Source organism: Chromobacterium sp. INPA-IVC (assembly GCF_059047085.1).
In genome coordinates this window covers 446,566-463,932 of record NZ_JBTNLS010000003.1, presented here as the reverse complement: position 1 = coordinate 463,932, position 17,367 = coordinate 446,566, and the positions used below count along the sequence as shown (strand labels likewise).

Sequence of the window (17,367 nt, the reverse complement as noted above, 5' to 3'; positions counted from 1 at the left end):
GGATGGCGCTGCCGCCGCCCAGCATCGCGGTGGACAGCATGCCCAGCATCGCGGCGACGCTGCCCTTGGCGTTGTCGCTGCTGTACAGCGTCAGCCGGTACAGCGTGGCGTTGACCAGGCCCATCGCGCCCAGCAGCATGTCGATCAGCTTGATGCCGGCGAAGGGCACCAGCAGGCCGCCCAGGCCGTAGACCAGCAGGTTGCCGCGCAGCAGTTCGGCTGCGCTTCTGGCGTGGTATTTCACGCCCTTCAGCGCCAGCGGGATCAGCGCCACGATGATGACGGCGTTGAAGATCACCGCCGACATGATGGCCGAGGCCGGGCTGTTCAGGCCCATCACGTTCAGCGCGTTCAGCTGCGGATAGGTGCTGGCGAACGCCGCCGGGATGATGGCGAAGTACTTGGCCACGTCGTTGGCGATGGAGAAGGTGGTCAGGGAGCCCCGCGTCATCAGCATCTGTTTGCCGATTTCCACGATTTCGATCAGCTTGGTGGGATTGGAATCCAGATCCACCATATTGCCGGCTTCCTTGGCCGCCTGAGTGCCGGTGTTCATCGCCACCGCCACGTCGGCCTGGGCCAGCGCCGGGGCGTCGTTGGTGCCGTCGCCGGTCATCGCCACCAGCTTGCCTTCGGCCTGATGGCTGCGGATCAGCTTGAGCTTGGCTTCCGGCGTGGCCTCGGCCAGGTAGTCGTCCACGCCGGCTTCGGCGGCGATGGCGGCGGCGGTCAGCGGGTTGTCGCCGGTGATCATCACCGTCTTGATGCCCATCTGGCGCAGCTCGGCGAAGCGTTCCTTGATGCCGCCCTTGACGATGTCCTTCAGCTCGATCACGCCCAGCGCGCGGTTGCCTTCCGCCACCAGCAGCGGGGTGGAGCCGCGGCGGGCCACGTCCTCGGCGTTTTTCGCCAGCGCGTCGGGGAACTGCCCGCCTTGTTCCGCGATGTGGCGGCGGATGGCGTCGATGGCGCCCTTGCGGATCTGGCGGCCGTCGTAGTCGATGCCGGACATCCGGGTTTGCGCGGTGAACGGGATGAACACGGCTTCATGGCTGGCCAGCTGGCGTTCGCGCAGATTGAACTTCTGCTTGGCCAGCACCACTACGCTGCGGCCTTCCGGCGTTTCGTCGGCCAGGGAGGCCAGTTGCGCCGCGTCGGCCAGGTCTTTCTCGGACACGCCCGGCGCCGGAATGAAGGCCGATGCCTGGCGGTTGCCCAGCGTGATGGTGCCGGTCTTGTCCAGCAGCAGCACGTCCACGTCGCCGGCGGCTTCCACCGCGCGGCCGGAGGTGGCGATCACGTTGGCGCCCATCATGCGGCTCATGCCGGCCACGCCGATGGCGGACAGCAGGCCGCCGATGGTGGTCGGAATCAGGCAGACCAGCAGCGCCACCAGGGTGGTGATGCTGATCGGCGTGCCGGCCTTGGCCGCGTCCACGCTGAACAGCGAAAACGGCAGCAGCGTCACGGTGACGATCAGGAACACGATGGTCAGCGCCACCAGCAGGATGGTCAGCGCGATCTCGTTCGGCGTCTTCTGGCGCTTGGCGCCTTCCACCATCGCGATCATGCGGTCGAGGAAGGTTTCGCCCGGGTTGGCGGTGATCTTCACCACGATCCAGTCGGACAGCACGCGGGTGCCGCCGGTGACCGAGGAGAAGTCGCCGCCGGACTCGCGGATCACCGGCGCGGATTCGCCGGTGATGGCGGACTCGTCCACCGAGGCCACGCCTTCGATCACGTCGCCGTCAACCGGGATCACGTCGCCGGCTTCCACCAGCACGTAGTCGCCCTTGCGCAGGCTGGCGCCGTCGACGATGCTCTTGGCCGCGCCGTGATTGCCGCCGGCCAGCTTCTTGGCCACCACGTTCTTCTTGGCGGAGCGCAGGCTGGCGGCCTGGGCCTTGCTGCGGCCCTCGGCCAGCGCCTCGGCGAAGTTGGCGAACAGCACGGTGAACCACAGCCACAGCGCCACGGCCAGGATGAAGCCGGACGGGGCCTCGCCATGGCCCACCAGCGACTGGATCCACAGCGCGGTGGTCAGGATGCTGCCGGCGTACACCACGAACATCACCGGGTTGCGCCATTGGGTGCGCGGCGACAGCTTCTTGAACGAGTCGACGATGGCCGGCTTCATCAGCGCCGGATCGAGCAGCGACTTGCTGGCGCTCTTGTGGCTGGCGGCGGGGGCCGCCAGCGGCTTGGAATGATTGTTGTCGTTCATATCGAGTTTCCTTGACTGACGCGCTTAGCGGGCGGCGAGCATTTGCAGGTGCTCGACCACCGGGCCCAGCGCCAGGGCCGGAACATAGTTGAGGGCGCCCACCAGCAGCACGGTGCCGATCAACAGCGTCACGAACAGCGGGCCGTGGGTAGGCAGGGTGCCGCCGGTGACGGCCAGGCGCTTCTTGGCGGCCAGCGAGCCGGCGATCGCCAGGATGGGCACGATCATGAAGAATCGGCCGAAGAACATCGCAATGCCGGTCATGATGTTGTAGAACGGCGTGTTGGCGGACAGGCCGGCGAAGGCGCTGCCGTTGTTGTTGGCGGCCGAGGTGAACGCGTACAGGATTTCGCTGAAGCCGTGCGCGGCCGGGTTGGCGATGCCGGCTTTGCCCGCCGCCACGCTGACGGCGATGGCGGTCAGCGCCAGCACCAGGGTCGGCGTCACCAGGATGGTGATCGCGGTCATCTTCATCTCGTAGGTTTCGATCTTCTTGCCCAGGTATTCCGGCGTGCGGCCCACCATCAGGCCGGCGATGAACACCGCCAGGATGGCGAAGATCAGCATGCCGTACAGGCCGGAGCCGACGCCGCCGAACACCACTTCGCCCAGCTGCATCAGGAACATCGGCACCAGGCCGCCGACGGGTGTCAGCGAATCGTGCATCGCATTGACTGCGCCGCAGGAGGCGGAGGTGGTCACGGCGACGAACAGCGAGGTGTCGATGATGCCGAAGCGGGCTTCCTTGCCTTCCATATTGCCGCCGGACTGTAGCTGGCTGGCGCGCTGGTCTATGCCCAGCGAGCTGTATTGCGGCACGCCGGCCTGCTCGGCGCTGGTTTCCACCACCACCGCGGTGGCGAACATGATGGTCATCGCGGCGAGGATGGCCCAGCCCTGGCGGCGGTCGCCGACCATGCGGCCGAACAGGAAGCACAGCGCGGCCGGGATCAGGAAGATCGCGATGTCCTGCAGGAAGTTGGCCAGCGGGGTCGGGTTTTCATACGGGTGGGCGGAGTTGGCGTTGAAGAAGCCGCCGCCGTTGGTGCCCAGCATCTTGATCGCTTCCTGCGAGGCCACCGGGCCCATCGGCAGGGTCTGCGTCTGGCTGGTCTTGTCCTCCATCACCGGCTTGCCGTCCTTGCCCAGCACCGGGTTGCCCTTGGCGTCTTGCTTGGGCTGCTGGTATTTGACGGTTTCGACGGTATGGACGTCCTTGTAGGCGGACAGGTTCTGGATGACGCCCTGTTGGGAGAAAATCAGCGCGAACGCCAGCGACAGCGGCAGCAGCACGTACAGCGTCATCCGGGTGATATCCACCCAGAAGTTGCCGATCTTGGCGCTGCTGTGGCGGGCGAAGCCGCGGATCAGCGCGATCACCACCGCGGCGCCGGTGGCGGCCGACACGAAGTTCTGCACCGTCAGGCCCAGCATCTGGGTCAGGTAGCTCATCGTGGTTTCGCCGCCGTAACCCTGCCAGTTGGTGTTGGCGACGAAGGAAATGGCGGTGTTGAACGAGGAGTCCGGCGATACCGCGGCCATCGCCTGCGGATTGAACGGCAGCATGCCCTGCAGCCGTTGCAGCGCGTAGACGGCGACGACGCCCAGCACGTTGAACAGGATCAGCGCCACCGCGTAGCCGCGCCAGCCCATCTCTTCATCCTGTTTGATGCCGGCCAGGCGGTAGAACGCGCGCTCCAGCGGCGCGAAGAAGCGTACCGGGCCGACGTTTTCGCCTTGCATGACGCGCGTCATGTAAGCGCCCAGCGGCCAGGCCAGCGCGATCAGCACAACCAGGAACAAGCCCAGTTGCAGCATGGCGGGTGTGCTCATGATTAGAAATTCTCCGGTTTGACCAATGCGTAGATCAAGTAGACGAAAAGTCCCAGCGCCAGCAGGGCGCTGATCAGGTACCAGGCAGTCATTGCTTGCCTCCCAAACGGTCGCAGGCTGCGATCAAGAGCCAGGTCAGCGCGCCGAACAGCGCGATGAGGCCTAGGTAGAGCAGATCCATAACGAAAATCTCCATGCGTAATGTGCGATGTGGAAGGTAATCAAACGGGCGTCAAAAACCTGACAAAAGAGCTTCTGGCAACGTAAAGAAAGTATAAAAATTATCTGAATCGACAATTTTTTGATCGATTAATTAGCGGTTTGGCTATTTTTTGGATTTTCTTTAGCTGTAAAGCCGGGATGTAGGCGAGTTTGGAGGCTTTGTCCGTCGGGCATCAACGGGCCGTTAGGGCGGGACTGGGGGTGTAAAGAAAAACAGGAGACGCTCAGCCTTGGGCGGGGAAGGCTTTAGAGGGGCCAGCGGCCCCGGGCGGAGGGTCAGAACAGATCGTCGCAGCGATCTGCCAGGAAGCGGGCGTCGTCGCGGTCGTGCGCGCGCTGGCGAACCTTCTGCTGGCGGGATCGTTCCTCGTCGCTCAGCTGGGGCTTGGCTACTGCGTAGAGAAAGCTTTCATGTTGGTCACGGGCTTGTTTTCTGCGAACGCTCAGGGGGATACGAGAAATCATCCTGCACCTTTCGATCTCGAAACGTGGGCTTCTCAGGGGGCCTGGCGGCTGGCGTGCTGTTGGGTGTCGCAAGCGGTCAGGCTGCGCCCTGACAGTATCAAGTTGACGCGATTTGCCTGGTTTGTAAAGCACTTGGGTGTAAATCGGGAAGGGGTTGTGGCGTTCCTTGTCGTTTTGTTCATATCAAAACATAGTCGAACCGTGTTACGCCGGCTTGACGTTGCGGTGAAACCTGCATGGAAGCATGGGTTAGTTTTCTTGATCATAAAGTTGTAGCTAATAGGTCTAAATTGTTATAAGCAAAGCGCGTAGGATCAACGACATCTTGCAGCATGAATGGGGGCTCCCATGGATTTGGGATATACGGTGGCGGGGTTGGCCGTCGGTTTCATCGTCGGCTTGACCGGGGTGGGCGGCGGCTCGCTGATGACGCCCATCCTGCTGTGGTTCGGCATCTCGCCGGCGACCGCCGTCGGCACCGACCTGCTGTACGCCGCGGTGACCAAGGCCGGCGGCGTGGTGGTCCATCACAAGCAGCGGCATATCGACTGGCGCATCACCTGGCACCTGTCGCTGGGGAGCGTGCCCGCGGCGTTGCTGACGCTGGGCCTGTTGTCCTGGCTGCACGTGCCGGCTCAGGTGATGGACGCGCTGTTCCGTTTCGTGCTGGGCTTGGCCTTGTTGCTGACGGCTTTCGCCATCCTGTTCAAGCCCTGGCTGCTGAAGGTCGGCGGCCATCATGCGGCCAAGCTGGGCGCCGATGGCCGCTGGTGGCCGACGGCGCTGGTGGGCGTGATGCTGGGCGTGCTGGTGACGCTGAGTTCGATCGGCGCCGGCGCCTTGGGCACCTTGGCGCTGTTCATGCTGTATCCGGCGCTGCCCACCACGCGGCTGGTTGGCACCGAGATCGCCCACGCGGTGCCGCTGACGCTGGTGGCCGGCCTGGGCCATGCCGGCATGGGCCATCTGGATTGGGTGCTGCTGTTGAAGCTGCTCAGTGGTTCCTTGCCGGGCATCTGGCTGGGCAGCCGCTTGGCCGGCCGCCTGTCCGACCACTGGTTGCGGCCGGCGCTGGCGGTGATGTTGGCGCTGGCGGGCGGCAAGCTGGTGCTGTAGCTTTTTGCGCCGCTGACAAAAGCCCCGGCCCCGCGTTGCGCCCTTGTGCCCTGCGGTTTTCACTGCCAGGGCCGCGGAGCGACTTGGCTTGGGGCTTTTGTCCGCAGCGGCTGCGTTTGGGGAGGCCCGATCCTGCGCCGTGTATTTCCTATGGATGGTTGTAGCGCTTCAACAGCGCGGCGTAGCGGCCATCCTGCTTGATCCTGTCCAGCGCCGCCTGCAACCGGGCGGCGTATTCCGGCTTGCTGTCTTTTTGCAATGCGAAATAGAAGCGGGTGCGGTCGTCCAGAACCAGCACCGATTCCAGCTGTTCCGGGTTTTGCCCTTGCTGGCGCGCGGCGTAGCGCTGAAACAGGCCGACGCCGGCGCTGAATTGGACGCGGCGCGCGTACAGCAGTCTGGCGGACTGGGCCTCGTCGTTGGTCAGCACCAGATTGCTGCTGGAGGAGAGACCCTTTTCCTCCAGTATCTTCTCTCCCGGCGTGTCGCGTGCCACCGCGGTCTTGGCCCGCCGGATATCGTCCACCGATGCCGGCGGCGGCGCATGCGGTCCGGCCAGCCGGAATACCTCGATCGGCAGCGGCAGCGCCGGGCCTATCCATTTGAACCATGCCTCGCGCTCTGGCGTCCTGACCGTCAGATAGAGCAGGGTATTGGGCGTTTGCTGCGCTTCCCTCAGCGCCCGGCTCCACGGTTTGACTTCAATCACGGCGCGCAAGCCGCTGTCGCGCAGCATCATCTGCAGCAATTCGTTGGAGAAGCCCTTGTGTTCTCCGCTGTCTTCATAGCTGAGTGGTGGCAGGGACTCGGTCAGCGCGAGCAGTTCGGGAGGCGGCGCCTCCGCGCGGGCGGGCAGGGCCAGGAGTTGGCACAGCAGGGCGATGAGGGCGACGCGCATGGATGTCTCCGGTGCGGCAGCATGTTTTCATTTCCCACTATAAGCGCGGCGGACAAAAAAAGAGCCCCGGGGGTACCGGGGCATCAAAGCAAACAACAAAGGAGAAGCCATAAGAAGCATGGTTATATTAGTAATTTATGATTTCACACGTTTTGATTTGAAACAAACTTACAGATTTTGTTAGCTTGGACTGTTGTAGTGATTGCAAGATGCTCAGGCAGCCGCCAGCGTCTTGCTCAGTTCGATGCGCTCGTCGTCAATGCCGGCCGGGTAGGGCTGGATCGCGCTCTGGCGGTAGCCCAGCCGCTGGTAGAAGCGCAGGTTGTCGGGCAGCCGGCGGCGAGTGGACAGTTTCAGCCTTTGCACGCCTTGCAGGCTGAGTTGCCGCTCCGCGTGGCTCATCAGCGCCGATCCCAGGCCGTGGCCTTGCCAATCCGGATGGGTGCAGACGCGCTTGACTTCGGCGCAGCCGTCGTCGGGCGGCAGCACCAGCAGGCAGGAGACCGGCAGCCCTTGCCGCTCGGCGACGAAAATCTGGCTGCCGCTGGCCAGATGGCCGGTCAGGCTGCCTATGGTTTCGTCCAACGCGGTGGGACGGCTGGGCAATATCTCTTGCAATGGCGTGAAGGCTTGCTGCAGCAACAGGCGGATGGCGGGAAGATCGTCCCAGCCGGCAAGGCGGAATGCGGTATCGCTCATGGCGTGCTCCTGAGGATGGGCCGCCGTCGAGTGTAACCAGAAATTATGAACATATGAAAAACGGCCACATGGAATCCATGCGGCCGTTTGTTCTGCGCAACAAGAGGTGGTTTACAGCTTGCCCGCCACCCAGGCTTGCACGCCTTTCAGCGCGGCGTCCAGGTTTTCCGGCTGGGTGCCGCCGGCCTGGGCCATGTCCGGACGGCCGCCGCCTTTGCCGCCCACTTGCTGGGCGACGAAGTTGACCAACTCGCCGGCTTTCAGCTTGCCGGTCAGGTCGGCGGTGACGCCGGCCACCAGCGCCACCTTGCCGTCGCCCTTGGCGGCCAGCACGATGGCGGCGGAGCCCAGCTTGTCCTTCAGCTTGTCCAGCGTCTCGCGCAGCGCGGTGCTGTCGGCGCCCGGCAGCTCGACCGCCAGCACCTTGACGCCGTTCACGTCGGCGGCGGCGTCGGACAGGCTGTCGCCGGCGGAGGCAGCCAGCTGGCCCTTCAGCTTGGCTAGCTCCTTCTCCAGCGACTTCACGTTGTCCTGCAGCGCGGTGATCTTGGCGACCACCTCGTCGCTGGTCTGCGCCTTCAGCGCGCCGGCGGCTTCCTTGATCAGCGCGTCCTGGGCCTGGATGTAGGCCAGCGCGCCTTCGCCGGTGACAGCCTCGATCCGGCGCACGCCGGCGGCCACGCCGCTCTCGGCCACGATCTTGAACAGGCCGATGTCGCCGGTGCGCTTGACGTGGGTGCCGCCGCACAGCTCGGCGGAGAAGTCGCCCATGGTCAGCACGCGGACTTCGTCGCCGTATTTCTCGCCGAACAGCATCATCGCGCCGGATTTCTGCGCGGCTTCCATGCTCATCAGTTCGGCCTTGACCTCGTAGTTGGCGGCGATCACGTGGTTGACCACGCGTTCCAGCTCGGCGATCTGCGCGGCGGTGACGGCTTCGCCGTGGGCGAAGTCGAAGCGGGTGCGCTCCGGATTCACCAGCGAGCCCTTCTGCACCACGTGGCTGCCCAGCACATGGCGCAGCGCCGCGTGCAGCAGGTGGGTGGCGGAGTGGTTGCGGGCGCTGGCCTGGCGCTGGTGCAGGTCGATGGTGGCGGTGACGGAGTCGCCCACCTTCAGCGCGCCGCGGGCGAGCGTGCCCTTGTGGCCGAAGGCCGCGCCCTGGATTTTCTGGGTGTCGGCCACGTCGAACAGCGCGGCGATGCCGCCGGCGGCGGAGATTTCGCCGACGTCGCCCACCTGGCCGCCGCCTTCGGCGTAGAAGGCGGTGTGGTCGAGGACCACGATGCCCTCATCGCCGGCGGACAGGCTGTCGACCGGCTCGGTGCCCTTGTACAGCGCCAGGATCTTGGCGTCGACGCTGCTCTTGTCGTAGCCGTGGAAGCGGGTGTCGTCGCCGTTGTAGGCGATTTTGCCGCTCATCTTGAAGTTGGAGCCGGCGCGGCCGCGCTCGCGCTGCGCTTCCATCGCGCGCTCGAAGCCTTCCAGGTCGGCGTGGATGCCGCGCTCGCGGCAGATGTCGGCGGTCAGGTCCACGGGGAAGCCGAAGGTGTCGTACAGCTTGAAGATGGTGTCGCCGTCCAGAGCGGTCTTGCCGCCTTCCAGCGCGGAGTCCACCAGGCCCATGCCGATTTCCAGCGTCTCGGCGAACTTGATCTCCTCGGCGCGCAGAGCGTCTTCGATATGCGCCTGCTTCTCGCGCAGGTCCGGATAGGCTTCGCCCATCTCGGCGACCAGGTCGGCGACGATCTTGTGGAAGAACAGGCCCTTCTGGCCCAGCTTGTAGCCGTGGCGGATCGCGCGGCGGGCGATGCGGCGCAGCACGTAGCCGCGGCCCTCGTTGGACGGCAGGATGCCGTCGGCCACCATGAAGGAGCAGGCGCGGATGTGGTCGGCGATCACTTTCAGCGACGGCACGTCCTGGCTGTACGCCACGCCGGTTTCGCGGGCGGCGGCGCGCACCAGACAGGCAAGCGCGTCGGTTTCGTAGTTGGACTTGACGTGCTGCAGCACGGTGGACAGGCGTTCCAGGCCCATGCCGGTGTCGACCGACGGCTTGGGCAGCGGGTGCAGCGTGCCGGCGTCGTCGCGGTTGAACTGCATGAAGACGTTGTTCCAGATCTCCATGAAGCGGTCGCCGTCTTCGTCCGGGCTGCCCGGAGGGCCGCCGGCGACGGACGGGCCGTGGTCGAAGAAGATTTCGGTGCACGGGCCGCAGGGACCGGTGTCGCCCATGGTCCAGAAGTTGTCGGACGCGTACGGCGCGCCCTTGTTGTCGCCGATGCGGACGATCTTGTCGGCCGGCACGCCTACGGTGTTGTGCCAGATGTCGTAGGCTTCGTCGTCGGTGGCGTACACCGTCACCATCAGCTTGTCCTTCGGCAGCGCCAGCCATTGCTCGCCGGTCAGGAATTCCCAGGCGAAGGTAATGGCGTCGCGCTTGAAGTAGTCGCCGAAGCTGAAGTTGCCCAGCATTTCGAAGAAGGTGTGGTGGCGCGCGGTGTAGCCGACGTTTTCCAGGTCGTTGTGCTTGCCGCCCGCGCGCAGGCATTTCTGGCTGGTGGTGGCGCGGGTGTAGTCGCGTTTTTCAAAGCCCAGGAACACGTCCTTGAACTGCACCATGCCGGCGACGGTGAACATCAGCGTCGGGTCGTTGCCGGGGATCAGGCTGCTGGAGGGAACTACCTGGTGGCCTTTGGAGGCGAAGAAATCCAGGAATTTCTTGCGAATTTCAGAGGTTTTCATGATTTTCGGTCAATTTTCAAAATCTGGTCCGGGCGCCGTGCCAGGACGAATCCATCGATTGTGTCAAGCCGGGGCCTGGCTGGCAAGCGCTTCGCAGCGCCGCTTCAAGGCCTGGTTCATTTGCAGGAAGCCTTGGCGGGCGCGCTCCAGCAGTCCGTCGCCGATCAGCGGCAGCAGAATGCCGGAAAAATTCTCGTCGTGATGCAGGCGGGTGCCGCCGCCGTCCAGGGGCTCCAGCCGGAAGCGGTGCTCGCCGTCCAGCAGGCCGGGCAGCAGCAGCTTGCCGCGCCAGGCCATCAGGCTGCCGGCGGCGAATTCGCTCAGCCGCGGCCGGAAGGTCAGGCGGCGTCCGCCTGGCGGATGGAGAGTGGCCACCAGCCGGGCGCCGGCTTCGTGGCGGCCATGCAGGCCGACGATGAACGGGTTCCATTCCGGGTAGCGCCGCCAGTCGGTCAGCACCTGCCATACCCGCTCCGGGCTGGCGGCGATGTCGATTTCGGTGGCGATGCTGCGCGTTGCCATGGCTCAGTCCTCGTAGAAGTCGTCGTCTCCGCCGCCCGCCAATACCTGGCGGATCACGTCGGCGGGAAAGCCGCGCTGCGCCAGGAAGCGGTACTGCTTGGCCTTTTCCGCGGCGTCGGCCGGCAGCCGGCCGAATTTCTTGCGCCACTGCGCGCGCGCGCTGGCGAGATCGTCCTGGCCGGACAGCGCCTCGCGTATGGTTTCGCTGCCCACGCCGCGCTGGCGCATTTCCTGCGCGAGGCGGCGGCTGCCGAACTTGGCGCCCTTGCTACTGGCGAACTGGCGGGCGAAGCGGTCGTCCGACTGCCAGTCGGCGGCGGCCAGTTCGTCCAGCGCCGCGTTCAGCTCATCCTCGCTGTCGGCAAAAGGCGCGAGCCGCCGAACCAGTTCCTGCCGGGTGTATTCCCGGCGGGACAGCAGTTCGGCGGCTCGCGCCTTCAGGCTTTTGCCTTCCGCCGCCATCAGGCGTCGAAGGCGTCGTCGGCGAACTCTTCGTCGCCCTGGGCTTCGTTGATCTCGATCTTGATGCCCACCGCTTCGCGGATCTTGCGCTCGATCTCCTCGGCGATGGCCGGGTTGGACTTCAGCCATTCGCGGGTGTTGTCCTTGCCCTGGCCGATCTTCTGGCCGTTATAGGCGTACCAGGCGCCGGACTTGTCGACGAAGCCGTGCTTGACGCCCAGCTCGATGATTTCGCCCTGGCGGGAGATGCCCTCGCCGTACAAGATTTCGAAATCGGCCTGGCGGAACGGCGGGGAAACCTTGTTCTTCACCACTTTGACGCGGGTGTCGTTGCCGATCACTTCCTCGCCCTTCTTGATGCCGCCGGTGCGGCGGATGTCCAGGCGCACGGAGGCGTAGAACTTCAGCGCGTTGCCGCCGGTGGTGGTTTCCGGGTTGCCGAACATCACGCCGATCTTCATGCGGATCTGGTTGATGAAGATCACCAGGGTGTTGGTGCGCTTGATGTTGCCGGTCAGCTTGCGCAGCGCCTGGCTCATCAGGCGGGCTTGCAGGCCGACGTGGCTGTCGCCCATCTCGCCTTCGATTTCCGCCTTCGGCACCAAGGCGGCCACCGAGTCGATCACGATCAGATCGACGCCGCTGGAGCGCACCAGCATGTCGCAGATTTCCAGCGCCTGCTCGCCGGTGTCCGGCTGCGAGATCAGCAGGTCGTCGACCTTGACGCCCAGCTTTTGCGCATATTGCGGGTCCAGCGCGTTTTCCGCGTCGATGTAGGCGCAGGTGCCGCCCAATTTTTGCATCTCGGCCACTGCTTGCAGACACAGGGTGGTCTTGCCGGACGACTCCGGGCCGTAGATTTCCACCACGCGGCCGCGCGGCAGGCCGCCGACGCCCAGCGCCAGGTCCAGGGTCAGCGAGCCGGTGGAGACCACCTGCAGGTTCTCGTTGATCTGGTTGTCGCTCATGCGCATGATCGAGCCCTTGCCGAACTGCTTTTCAATCTGGGAGAGGGCGGCGGCCAGCGCCTTGCTCTTGTCTTCGGAAGCCATGCTGTCTCCAATGGGGTAGTCGGACCAATGATGGGGGCGATTATCGCAGAAAACCAGAGGGCTAACAGCAGCTTGGGGAGGGCGGTTTTCGTGCCATGGTCGTAAAGCCGCGCCACGCCCCCTTTTGGCGCGGTGCAGGATGTGTACAATGGGGACATGATGAACGAACGCGCCCAACATTTGCTGAAGGCGCTGATCGAACGGTACATCGCCGACGGTCAGCCGGTGGCCTCCAAGACTCTGTCGCTGCTGCCCGGGGTGGAGTTGTCGTCGGCCACGGTGCGCAATGTGCTGGCCGATCTGGAAAACATGGGCCTGATCGCCTCGCCGCACACTTCGGCGGGCCGGATTCCCACCGCGCGCGGCTACCGGCTGTTCGTCGACCGGCTGCTGACGATACGGCCGCTGGACGAGCTGTCGCGTCACGAGCTGGAGGCCAATCTGCAGCCGGACAGCCCGCAGCGCATCGCCCAGGCGGCGTCGTCGCTGCTGTCCGAGCTGACCAGCTTCGCCGGCGTGGTGCTGACGCCAGAGCGCAGCGATGTCGCCTTCCGCCAGATCGAATTCCTGCGCCTGTCCGAACGGCGGGTACTGATGATATTGGTGACGCTGGACGGCGACGTGCAGAACCACCTGTTGAACACCGAGCGCGACTATACGCCGTCCGAACTGGTGGAGGCCGGCAACTTCATCAACCAGCATTACGCCGGACAAGGCCTGAGCGCCGTCACGTCGCGGGTGGAGGGCGAGCTGCGGCAGCTGCAGGGCGACATCGCCGAATTGATGGCCGCCGCGGTGAGGCTGGGCCAGCAGACCCTGGCCAAGCGCAACGAGGACGTGGTGGTCAGCGGCGGCTCGCGGCTGCTGCAGGTGCACGACCTGTCCGACGACCTGTCGCGGCTGCGGGAGCTGTTCGGCGTGTTCGAGCGCAAGACCGAGCTCCTGAAGCTGCTGGCGCAAGGGCGCGAGGCGCAGGGCGTGAACATTTTCATCGGCGAGGAGTCAGGAGTCATAACGCTGGACGAATGCTCGGTGGTGACCGCGCCCTACTGCATCAACGGCCAGGTGGTCGGCACGCTGGGCGTGGTCGGCCCCACCCGCATGGCCTACGAGCGGGTGATTCCCATCGTCGACATCACCGCCCGCCTGGTCAGCAACGCGCTGTCCTTCCGCGAATGAACTCGAGCCATACCGAAAAAGAAAGCAGAATCATGAAATCGATGTTGAAACTGGCCATCGCCGCCGCTTTGGCCGGCGCGGCCTTCACCGCTCCGCAAGCCCAGGCCGACGCCGCCTTTCTGGCGCGCCCCGACGTGCAGCGCTACATCGACGAGCAGGTGGCCACAGGCCAGTTCAACCGCCCCGAGCTGGAGGCGGTGTTCGCCAATGTGGAACTGAAGCCCAACATCATCCGCATCCTGGACAAGCCGTCCACCTCGCGGCCGTGGTACCAGTTCCGCGCGACGACCGTCAACGACAAGCTGATCGTGGACGGAGCGGCGTTCTGGCAGGACAACGCCGACGCGCTGGCGCGCGCCGAGCGCGAGTATGGCGTGGCGCCGGAAGTGATCGTCGCCATTCTGGGCGTGGAAACCCATTACGGCCGCAACACCGGCAGCTTCCGGCTGGTGGACTCGCTGTCCACCATCGGCTTCGACTACCCGCGCCGCGCCGAGTACTTCCGCGGCGAATTGACCCAGTTTCTGCTGCTGGCCAAGGAGGAGGGCAAGGACCCGCTGACGCTGAAAGGCTCCTACGCCGGGGCGATGGGCCTGCCGCAGTTCATGCCGTCCAGCTACCGCAAGTGGGCGGTGGATTTCGACGGCAGCGGCCACCGCGACATCTGGAGCAACCCGCACGACGCGATCGGCAGCGTCGCCCATTACTTCCAGCTGCACGGCTGGAAGCGCGGCGACGACATCGTGGCGCCGGCCAGCGTGGCGCCGGAAGCCCAGGTCGACAAGCTGCTGGCTGACAAATTCAATCTGCACTACACGGTGGGCGATCTGCGCAAGATGGGCGTGGCGCCGCAAACGCCGCTGGCGGACGACGTGCCGGCGGTGCTGTTCTCGCTGGAAACCGCGCCCGGCGTCACCGAATACTGGCTGGGCCTGAACAATTTCTACGCGATCACCCGCTACAACCGCAGCACGCTGTACGCCAAGGCGGTGCAGGAAATCGCCGGCCAGCTGCGGCAGCGCTACTACGCGTCGCTGGCGCAGCGGCCGGACCCGGCCTCCGCCGCGCAGTAAGGCGCGGGCTTTCGCAACAAGACGCCGGCGCCGCCTGGGAGGCCGCGCCGGTGAAACCTGTCGCCTTGCGCGGCAATTGCCATTAAAATCCGCCCCCATGAGCTATCAAGTCCTTGCCCGCAAGTGGCGCCCCAAACGCTTCGCCGACCTGGTCGGCCAGGAGCACGTGGTGCGCGCCCTCTCCAACGCCCTGAAAGAGCAGCGGCTTCACCACGCCTACCTGCTGACCGGCACCCGGGGCGTAGGCAAGACCACCATCGCCCGGATTCTGGCCAAGAGCCTGAACTGCGAAACCGGCACAACGGCCGAGCCCTGCGGCGAATGCCAGGCCTGTCGCCAGATCGACACCGGCCGCTTCGTCGACCTCTTGGAAATCGACGCCGCGTCCAACACCGGCATCGACAACATCCGCGAAGTGCTGGAAAACGCCCAGTACGCGCCGACGATGGGCCGCTTCAAGGTCTACATCATCGACGAAGTGCACATGCTGTCGAAGAGCGCGTTCAACGCGATGCTGAAGACGCTGGAAGAGCCGCCGGGCCACGTCAAGTTCATCCTGGCCACCACCGATCCGCAGAAGGTGCCGGTGACGGTGTTGTCGCGCTGTCTGCAGTTTTCCTTGCGCAACATGACGCCGCAACAGGTGTCGACCCATCTGGCCCACATGCTGGACGTCGAGGGCATTCAGTACGAGGCGCCGGCTTTGGCGCTGCTGGGCCGCGCCGCGTCCGGCTCGATGCGCGACGCGCAGTCGCTGCTGGACCAGGCCATCGCCTACGGACTGGGCGAGGTCAAGGAAGACGGCGTGCGCGCGATGCTGGGCGCGGTGGATCGCCGCTACCTGTTCACCCTGCTGCAGGCGCTGGCCGCCGCCGACGGCCCGGCGCTGATGGCCGAGGCCGATCGCCTGGCCGAGCGCGGCGTCAGTTTCGATTCCGCGCTGTCCGAACTGGCGGTGCTGCTGCAGCAACTGGCGCTGGCGCAGACGGTGCCGGCGGCGCTGGCTGACGATGAGCCCGAGCGCGAAACCTTGTTCGCGCTGGCCGACGCCATCGCGCCGCAGGACGTGCAGCTGTACTATCAAATCGCCATCCATGGCCGCAAGGACCTGGCGCTGGCGCCGGACGAGCACGCCGGCTTCAATATGGCGCTGTTGCGGATGCTGGCCTTCCACCCGGTCAACGCGCCGGCGGAGAGCGCCGCGCCCGCGCGCCCGGCCGCTCCGTCCCAGCCGCGCCCGGCGCCGGCCTCCGCGTCGGCGGCATCGGTCGCCAGCGCCTCGGTGCCGGCGGAGCGGGGCATGTCGCCGGCCGCCCGCGCGTTGCAGGCAGCCGGTCTCGGCGGGCAGCCGCAAGGCAAGCCCCGCGCGGCGGAGCCCACCCCGGCCGCCGAGCCGGAACCCGAGCCCGCGCCCCGGCCGCAGCCGGTTGCGGTAGAGCCGACTCCGCCGGCGCAGCCCAAGCCGGAAATCCAGCCTGAGCCGCGTTTGCAGCCGGCGCCGGTTCAAGCCGCGCCCGCGGCTGCCGTTCAGGAGGCGGAGGACGAGCGCGACGAGGAAGAGATCGTCGACGCGCCGTGGTCCGACGACGACGCGATGCCGGCCTACATGCAGCAACCGCCGCTGGAGGATGAGCCGTCCAGCTACAGCTTCGACGGCGATTGGCAGCGGCTGGTCGCCGATCTGGGCATCAAGCTTGGCGCCGCGCGGATGCTGGCGCATAACGCCGTGCTGAAGAGTTGGAGCCAGGACCGCCTGGAGCTGGCGGTGCCCGAGAGCTTCCGCCACATGAGCGGACGCGACTATCAGGAAAAACTCAAAGCCGCGCTGGCCGAACGTTTCGGCCACGCGGTGGATCTCGCGGTGACGGTGGAAGAGCTGGGGATGGAAACCCCGGCGATGACCGACGCCAGGCTGCGCCAAGAGCAACTGGCCGTCGCCCGCGAATGCATGCAAAACGATCCGGTGGTGCAGCAGATGGTGCGCGAATTCGGCGCCACGTTGCTCATCGAGACCATTCAACCCGTACAGGAGTGACCGCGATGTTCGGTAAAGCTGGTATCGCCGGCCTGATGAAACAGGCCCAGCAAATGCAGGAAAACATGAAGAAGGCCCAGGAAGAGCTGGCCCTGGTGGAAGTGGAAGGCCAGTCCGGCGCCGGCATGGTGAAGGTTCTGATGACCTGCTCCCACGACGTCAAGCGCGTCGCCATCGACGACAGCGTGCTCGACGACAAGGAGATGCTGGAAGACCTGATCGCCGCCGCGTTCAACGACGCGGTGCGCAAGGTCGAGTCCACCACCCAGGAGCGGATGTCCGGCTTCACCAACGGCCTGAACCTTCCGGCCGGGATGAAACTCCCGTTCTGATCCCAGGGCCCGGCGACGGGCCTTTTTTGTCGGAGCCGCCGTGTTCGGACACTTCACCTTGCGCAGCCGTCTGCCGCGCCCGCCGGAGGCGGTGTGGGCCGACGCGGTCAGCCGGCGCGGCATCAACGACGAGTTCTTCCCGTGGCTGCGCATGCGGCTGCCGCCGGGCGATCTGCCCGCGCGCCTGGATCAGCCGGCGAGCATAGGCCGCTGCTGGATGCTGTTGCTGGGCTGCCTGCCGGTGGAGTGCGACGAGCTGACGCTGCTGCGCCTCGAGCCCGGCGCTTTCGACGAGCGCTCGAGCATGCTGGGGCAGCGCGTCTGGTGGCATCGCCGCCGCGTGAGGGCGGCGGCCGGCGGCTGCGAGGTGGTGGACCGGGTGGCGTTTCAGCCGCGTTGTGTCTGGATGCTGCCGGTGTGCCGGCCCTTGTTCCGGCTGGTGTTCGCCTGGCGCCATTATCGGCTGCGGCGGCGCTACCGCTGATTTTGATGATTTCCGATCGCGGCCGT

Annotated in this window: 16 protein-coding genes; 6 read left to right on the top strand and 10 right to left on the bottom strand. The window is 65.6% G+C overall.

What is annotated here, in order from left to right:
* The 4 genes from kdpB to ACX17K_RS07575 form a co-directional block, all read right to left on the bottom strand.
* Positions 1-2,224, bottom strand: a 2,224-nt coding sequence (kdpB, locus tag ACX17K_RS07590; RefSeq protein ID WP_493774341.1) for a potassium-transporting ATPase subunit KdpB, incomplete at its 3' end; no start/stop codon positions are given.
* A gap of 24 nt (positions 2,225-2,248) precedes the next feature.
* A complete protein-coding gene (gene kdpA / locus ACX17K_RS07585) occupies positions 2,249-4,057 on the bottom strand; it encodes a potassium-transporting ATPase subunit KdpA (RefSeq protein WP_493774340.1) in 1,809 nt (602 codons plus the stop codon).
* Positions 4,058-4,059: 2 nt separating this feature from the next.
* The gene (gene kdpF / locus ACX17K_RS07580; protein ID WP_021476355.1) at positions 4,060-4,149 is read right to left on the bottom strand and encodes a K(+)-transporting ATPase subunit F; all 90 of its coding nucleotides are present in this window, start codon (positions 4,147-4,149) and stop codon (positions 4,060-4,062) included.
* 406 nt (positions 4,150-4,555) lie between these two features.
* Positions 4,556-4,744, bottom strand: coding sequence for a hypothetical protein (locus tag ACX17K_RS07575; RefSeq protein WP_011135152.1), 189 nt, complete (start codon positions 4,742-4,744; stop codon positions 4,556-4,558).
* 348 nt (positions 4,745-5,092) lie between these two features.
* Here ACX17K_RS07575 and ACX17K_RS07570 point away from each other — a divergent pair, with 348 nt between their 5' ends.
* On the top strand, positions 5,093-5,860 hold the full coding sequence (locus tag ACX17K_RS07570) for a sulfite exporter TauE/SafE family protein (RefSeq protein WP_493774339.1): 768 nt from the start codon (positions 5,093-5,095) through the stop codon (positions 5,858-5,860).
* A 148-nt stretch (positions 5,861-6,008) separates the two neighbouring features.
* On the opposite strand, the gene ACX17K_RS07565 is transcribed toward ACX17K_RS07570, so the two are convergent.
* The 6 genes from ACX17K_RS07565 to recA form a co-directional block, all read right to left on the bottom strand.
* Positions 6,009-6,758 (bottom strand): substrate-binding periplasmic protein, encoded by a 750-nt coding sequence (locus ACX17K_RS07565; protein WP_493774338.1) that lies wholly within the window; start codon positions 6,756-6,758, stop codon positions 6,009-6,011.
* 213 nt (positions 6,759-6,971) lie between these two features.
* Positions 6,972-7,457, bottom strand: coding sequence for a GNAT family N-acetyltransferase (locus ACX17K_RS07560; RefSeq protein WP_493774337.1), 486 nt, complete (start codon positions 7,455-7,457; stop codon positions 6,972-6,974).
* A 111-nt stretch (positions 7,458-7,568) separates the two neighbouring features.
* Positions 7,569-10,202, bottom strand: a complete 2,634-nt coding sequence (gene alaS / locus ACX17K_RS07555) for an alanine--tRNA ligase (RefSeq protein ID WP_493774336.1) — start codon at positions 10,200-10,202, stop codon at positions 7,569-7,571.
* Positions 10,203-10,265: 63 nt separating this feature from the next.
* Positions 10,266-10,724 carry an SRPBCC family protein gene (locus ACX17K_RS07550; RefSeq protein WP_493774335.1) on the bottom strand — a complete coding sequence of 153 codons (459 nt, stop codon included), beginning with the start codon at positions 10,722-10,724 and terminating at the stop codon, positions 10,266-10,268.
* A 3-nt stretch (positions 10,725-10,727) separates the two neighbouring features.
* Complete coding sequence (gene recX / locus ACX17K_RS07545; protein ID WP_343481646.1) at positions 10,728-11,186, bottom strand: recombination regulator RecX; 459 nt, start codon at positions 11,184-11,186, stop codon at positions 10,728-10,730.
* Positions 11,186-12,238 (bottom strand): recombinase RecA, encoded by a 1,053-nt coding sequence (gene recA / locus ACX17K_RS07540; RefSeq protein WP_346788474.1) that lies wholly within the window; start codon positions 12,236-12,238, stop codon positions 11,186-11,188. Before recA ends, recX begins: the two co-directional genes overlap by 1 nt.
* 156 nt (positions 12,239-12,394) lie before the next feature.
* Here recA and hrcA point away from each other — a divergent pair, with 156 nt between their 5' ends.
* The 5 genes from hrcA to ACX17K_RS07515 all read left to right on the top strand — a co-directional run bounded on the left by hrcA (position 12,395) and on the right by ACX17K_RS07515 (position 17,341).
* Positions 12,395-13,417, top strand: a complete 1,023-nt coding sequence (gene hrcA, locus ACX17K_RS07535; protein WP_231152944.1) for a heat-inducible transcriptional repressor HrcA — start codon at positions 12,395-12,397, stop codon at positions 13,415-13,417.
* Positions 13,418-13,449: 32 nt separating this feature from the next.
* Entirely contained in the window at positions 13,450-14,490 is a 1,041-nt protein-coding gene (mltB, locus tag ACX17K_RS07530; RefSeq protein WP_493774334.1) for a lytic murein transglycosylase B, read from the top strand.
* A gap of 97 nt (positions 14,491-14,587) precedes the next feature.
* The gene (gene dnaX, locus ACX17K_RS07525; RefSeq protein ID WP_493774333.1) at positions 14,588-16,525 is read left to right on the top strand and encodes a DNA polymerase III subunit gamma/tau; all 1,938 of its coding nucleotides are present in this window, start codon (positions 14,588-14,590) and stop codon (positions 16,523-16,525) included.
* Positions 16,526-16,530: 5 nt separating this feature from the next.
* Positions 16,531-16,857, top strand: a complete 327-nt coding sequence (locus ACX17K_RS07520) for a YbaB/EbfC family nucleoid-associated protein (protein WP_046157513.1) — start codon at positions 16,531-16,533, stop codon at positions 16,855-16,857.
* A 40-nt stretch (positions 16,858-16,897) separates the two neighbouring features.
* The gene (locus ACX17K_RS07515) at positions 16,898-17,341 is read left to right on the top strand and encodes an Rv1443c family protein (protein ID WP_493774332.1); all 444 of its coding nucleotides are present in this window, start codon (positions 16,898-16,900) and stop codon (positions 17,339-17,341) included.
* The last annotated feature ends 26 nt before the right edge of the window (positions 17,342-17,367 follow it).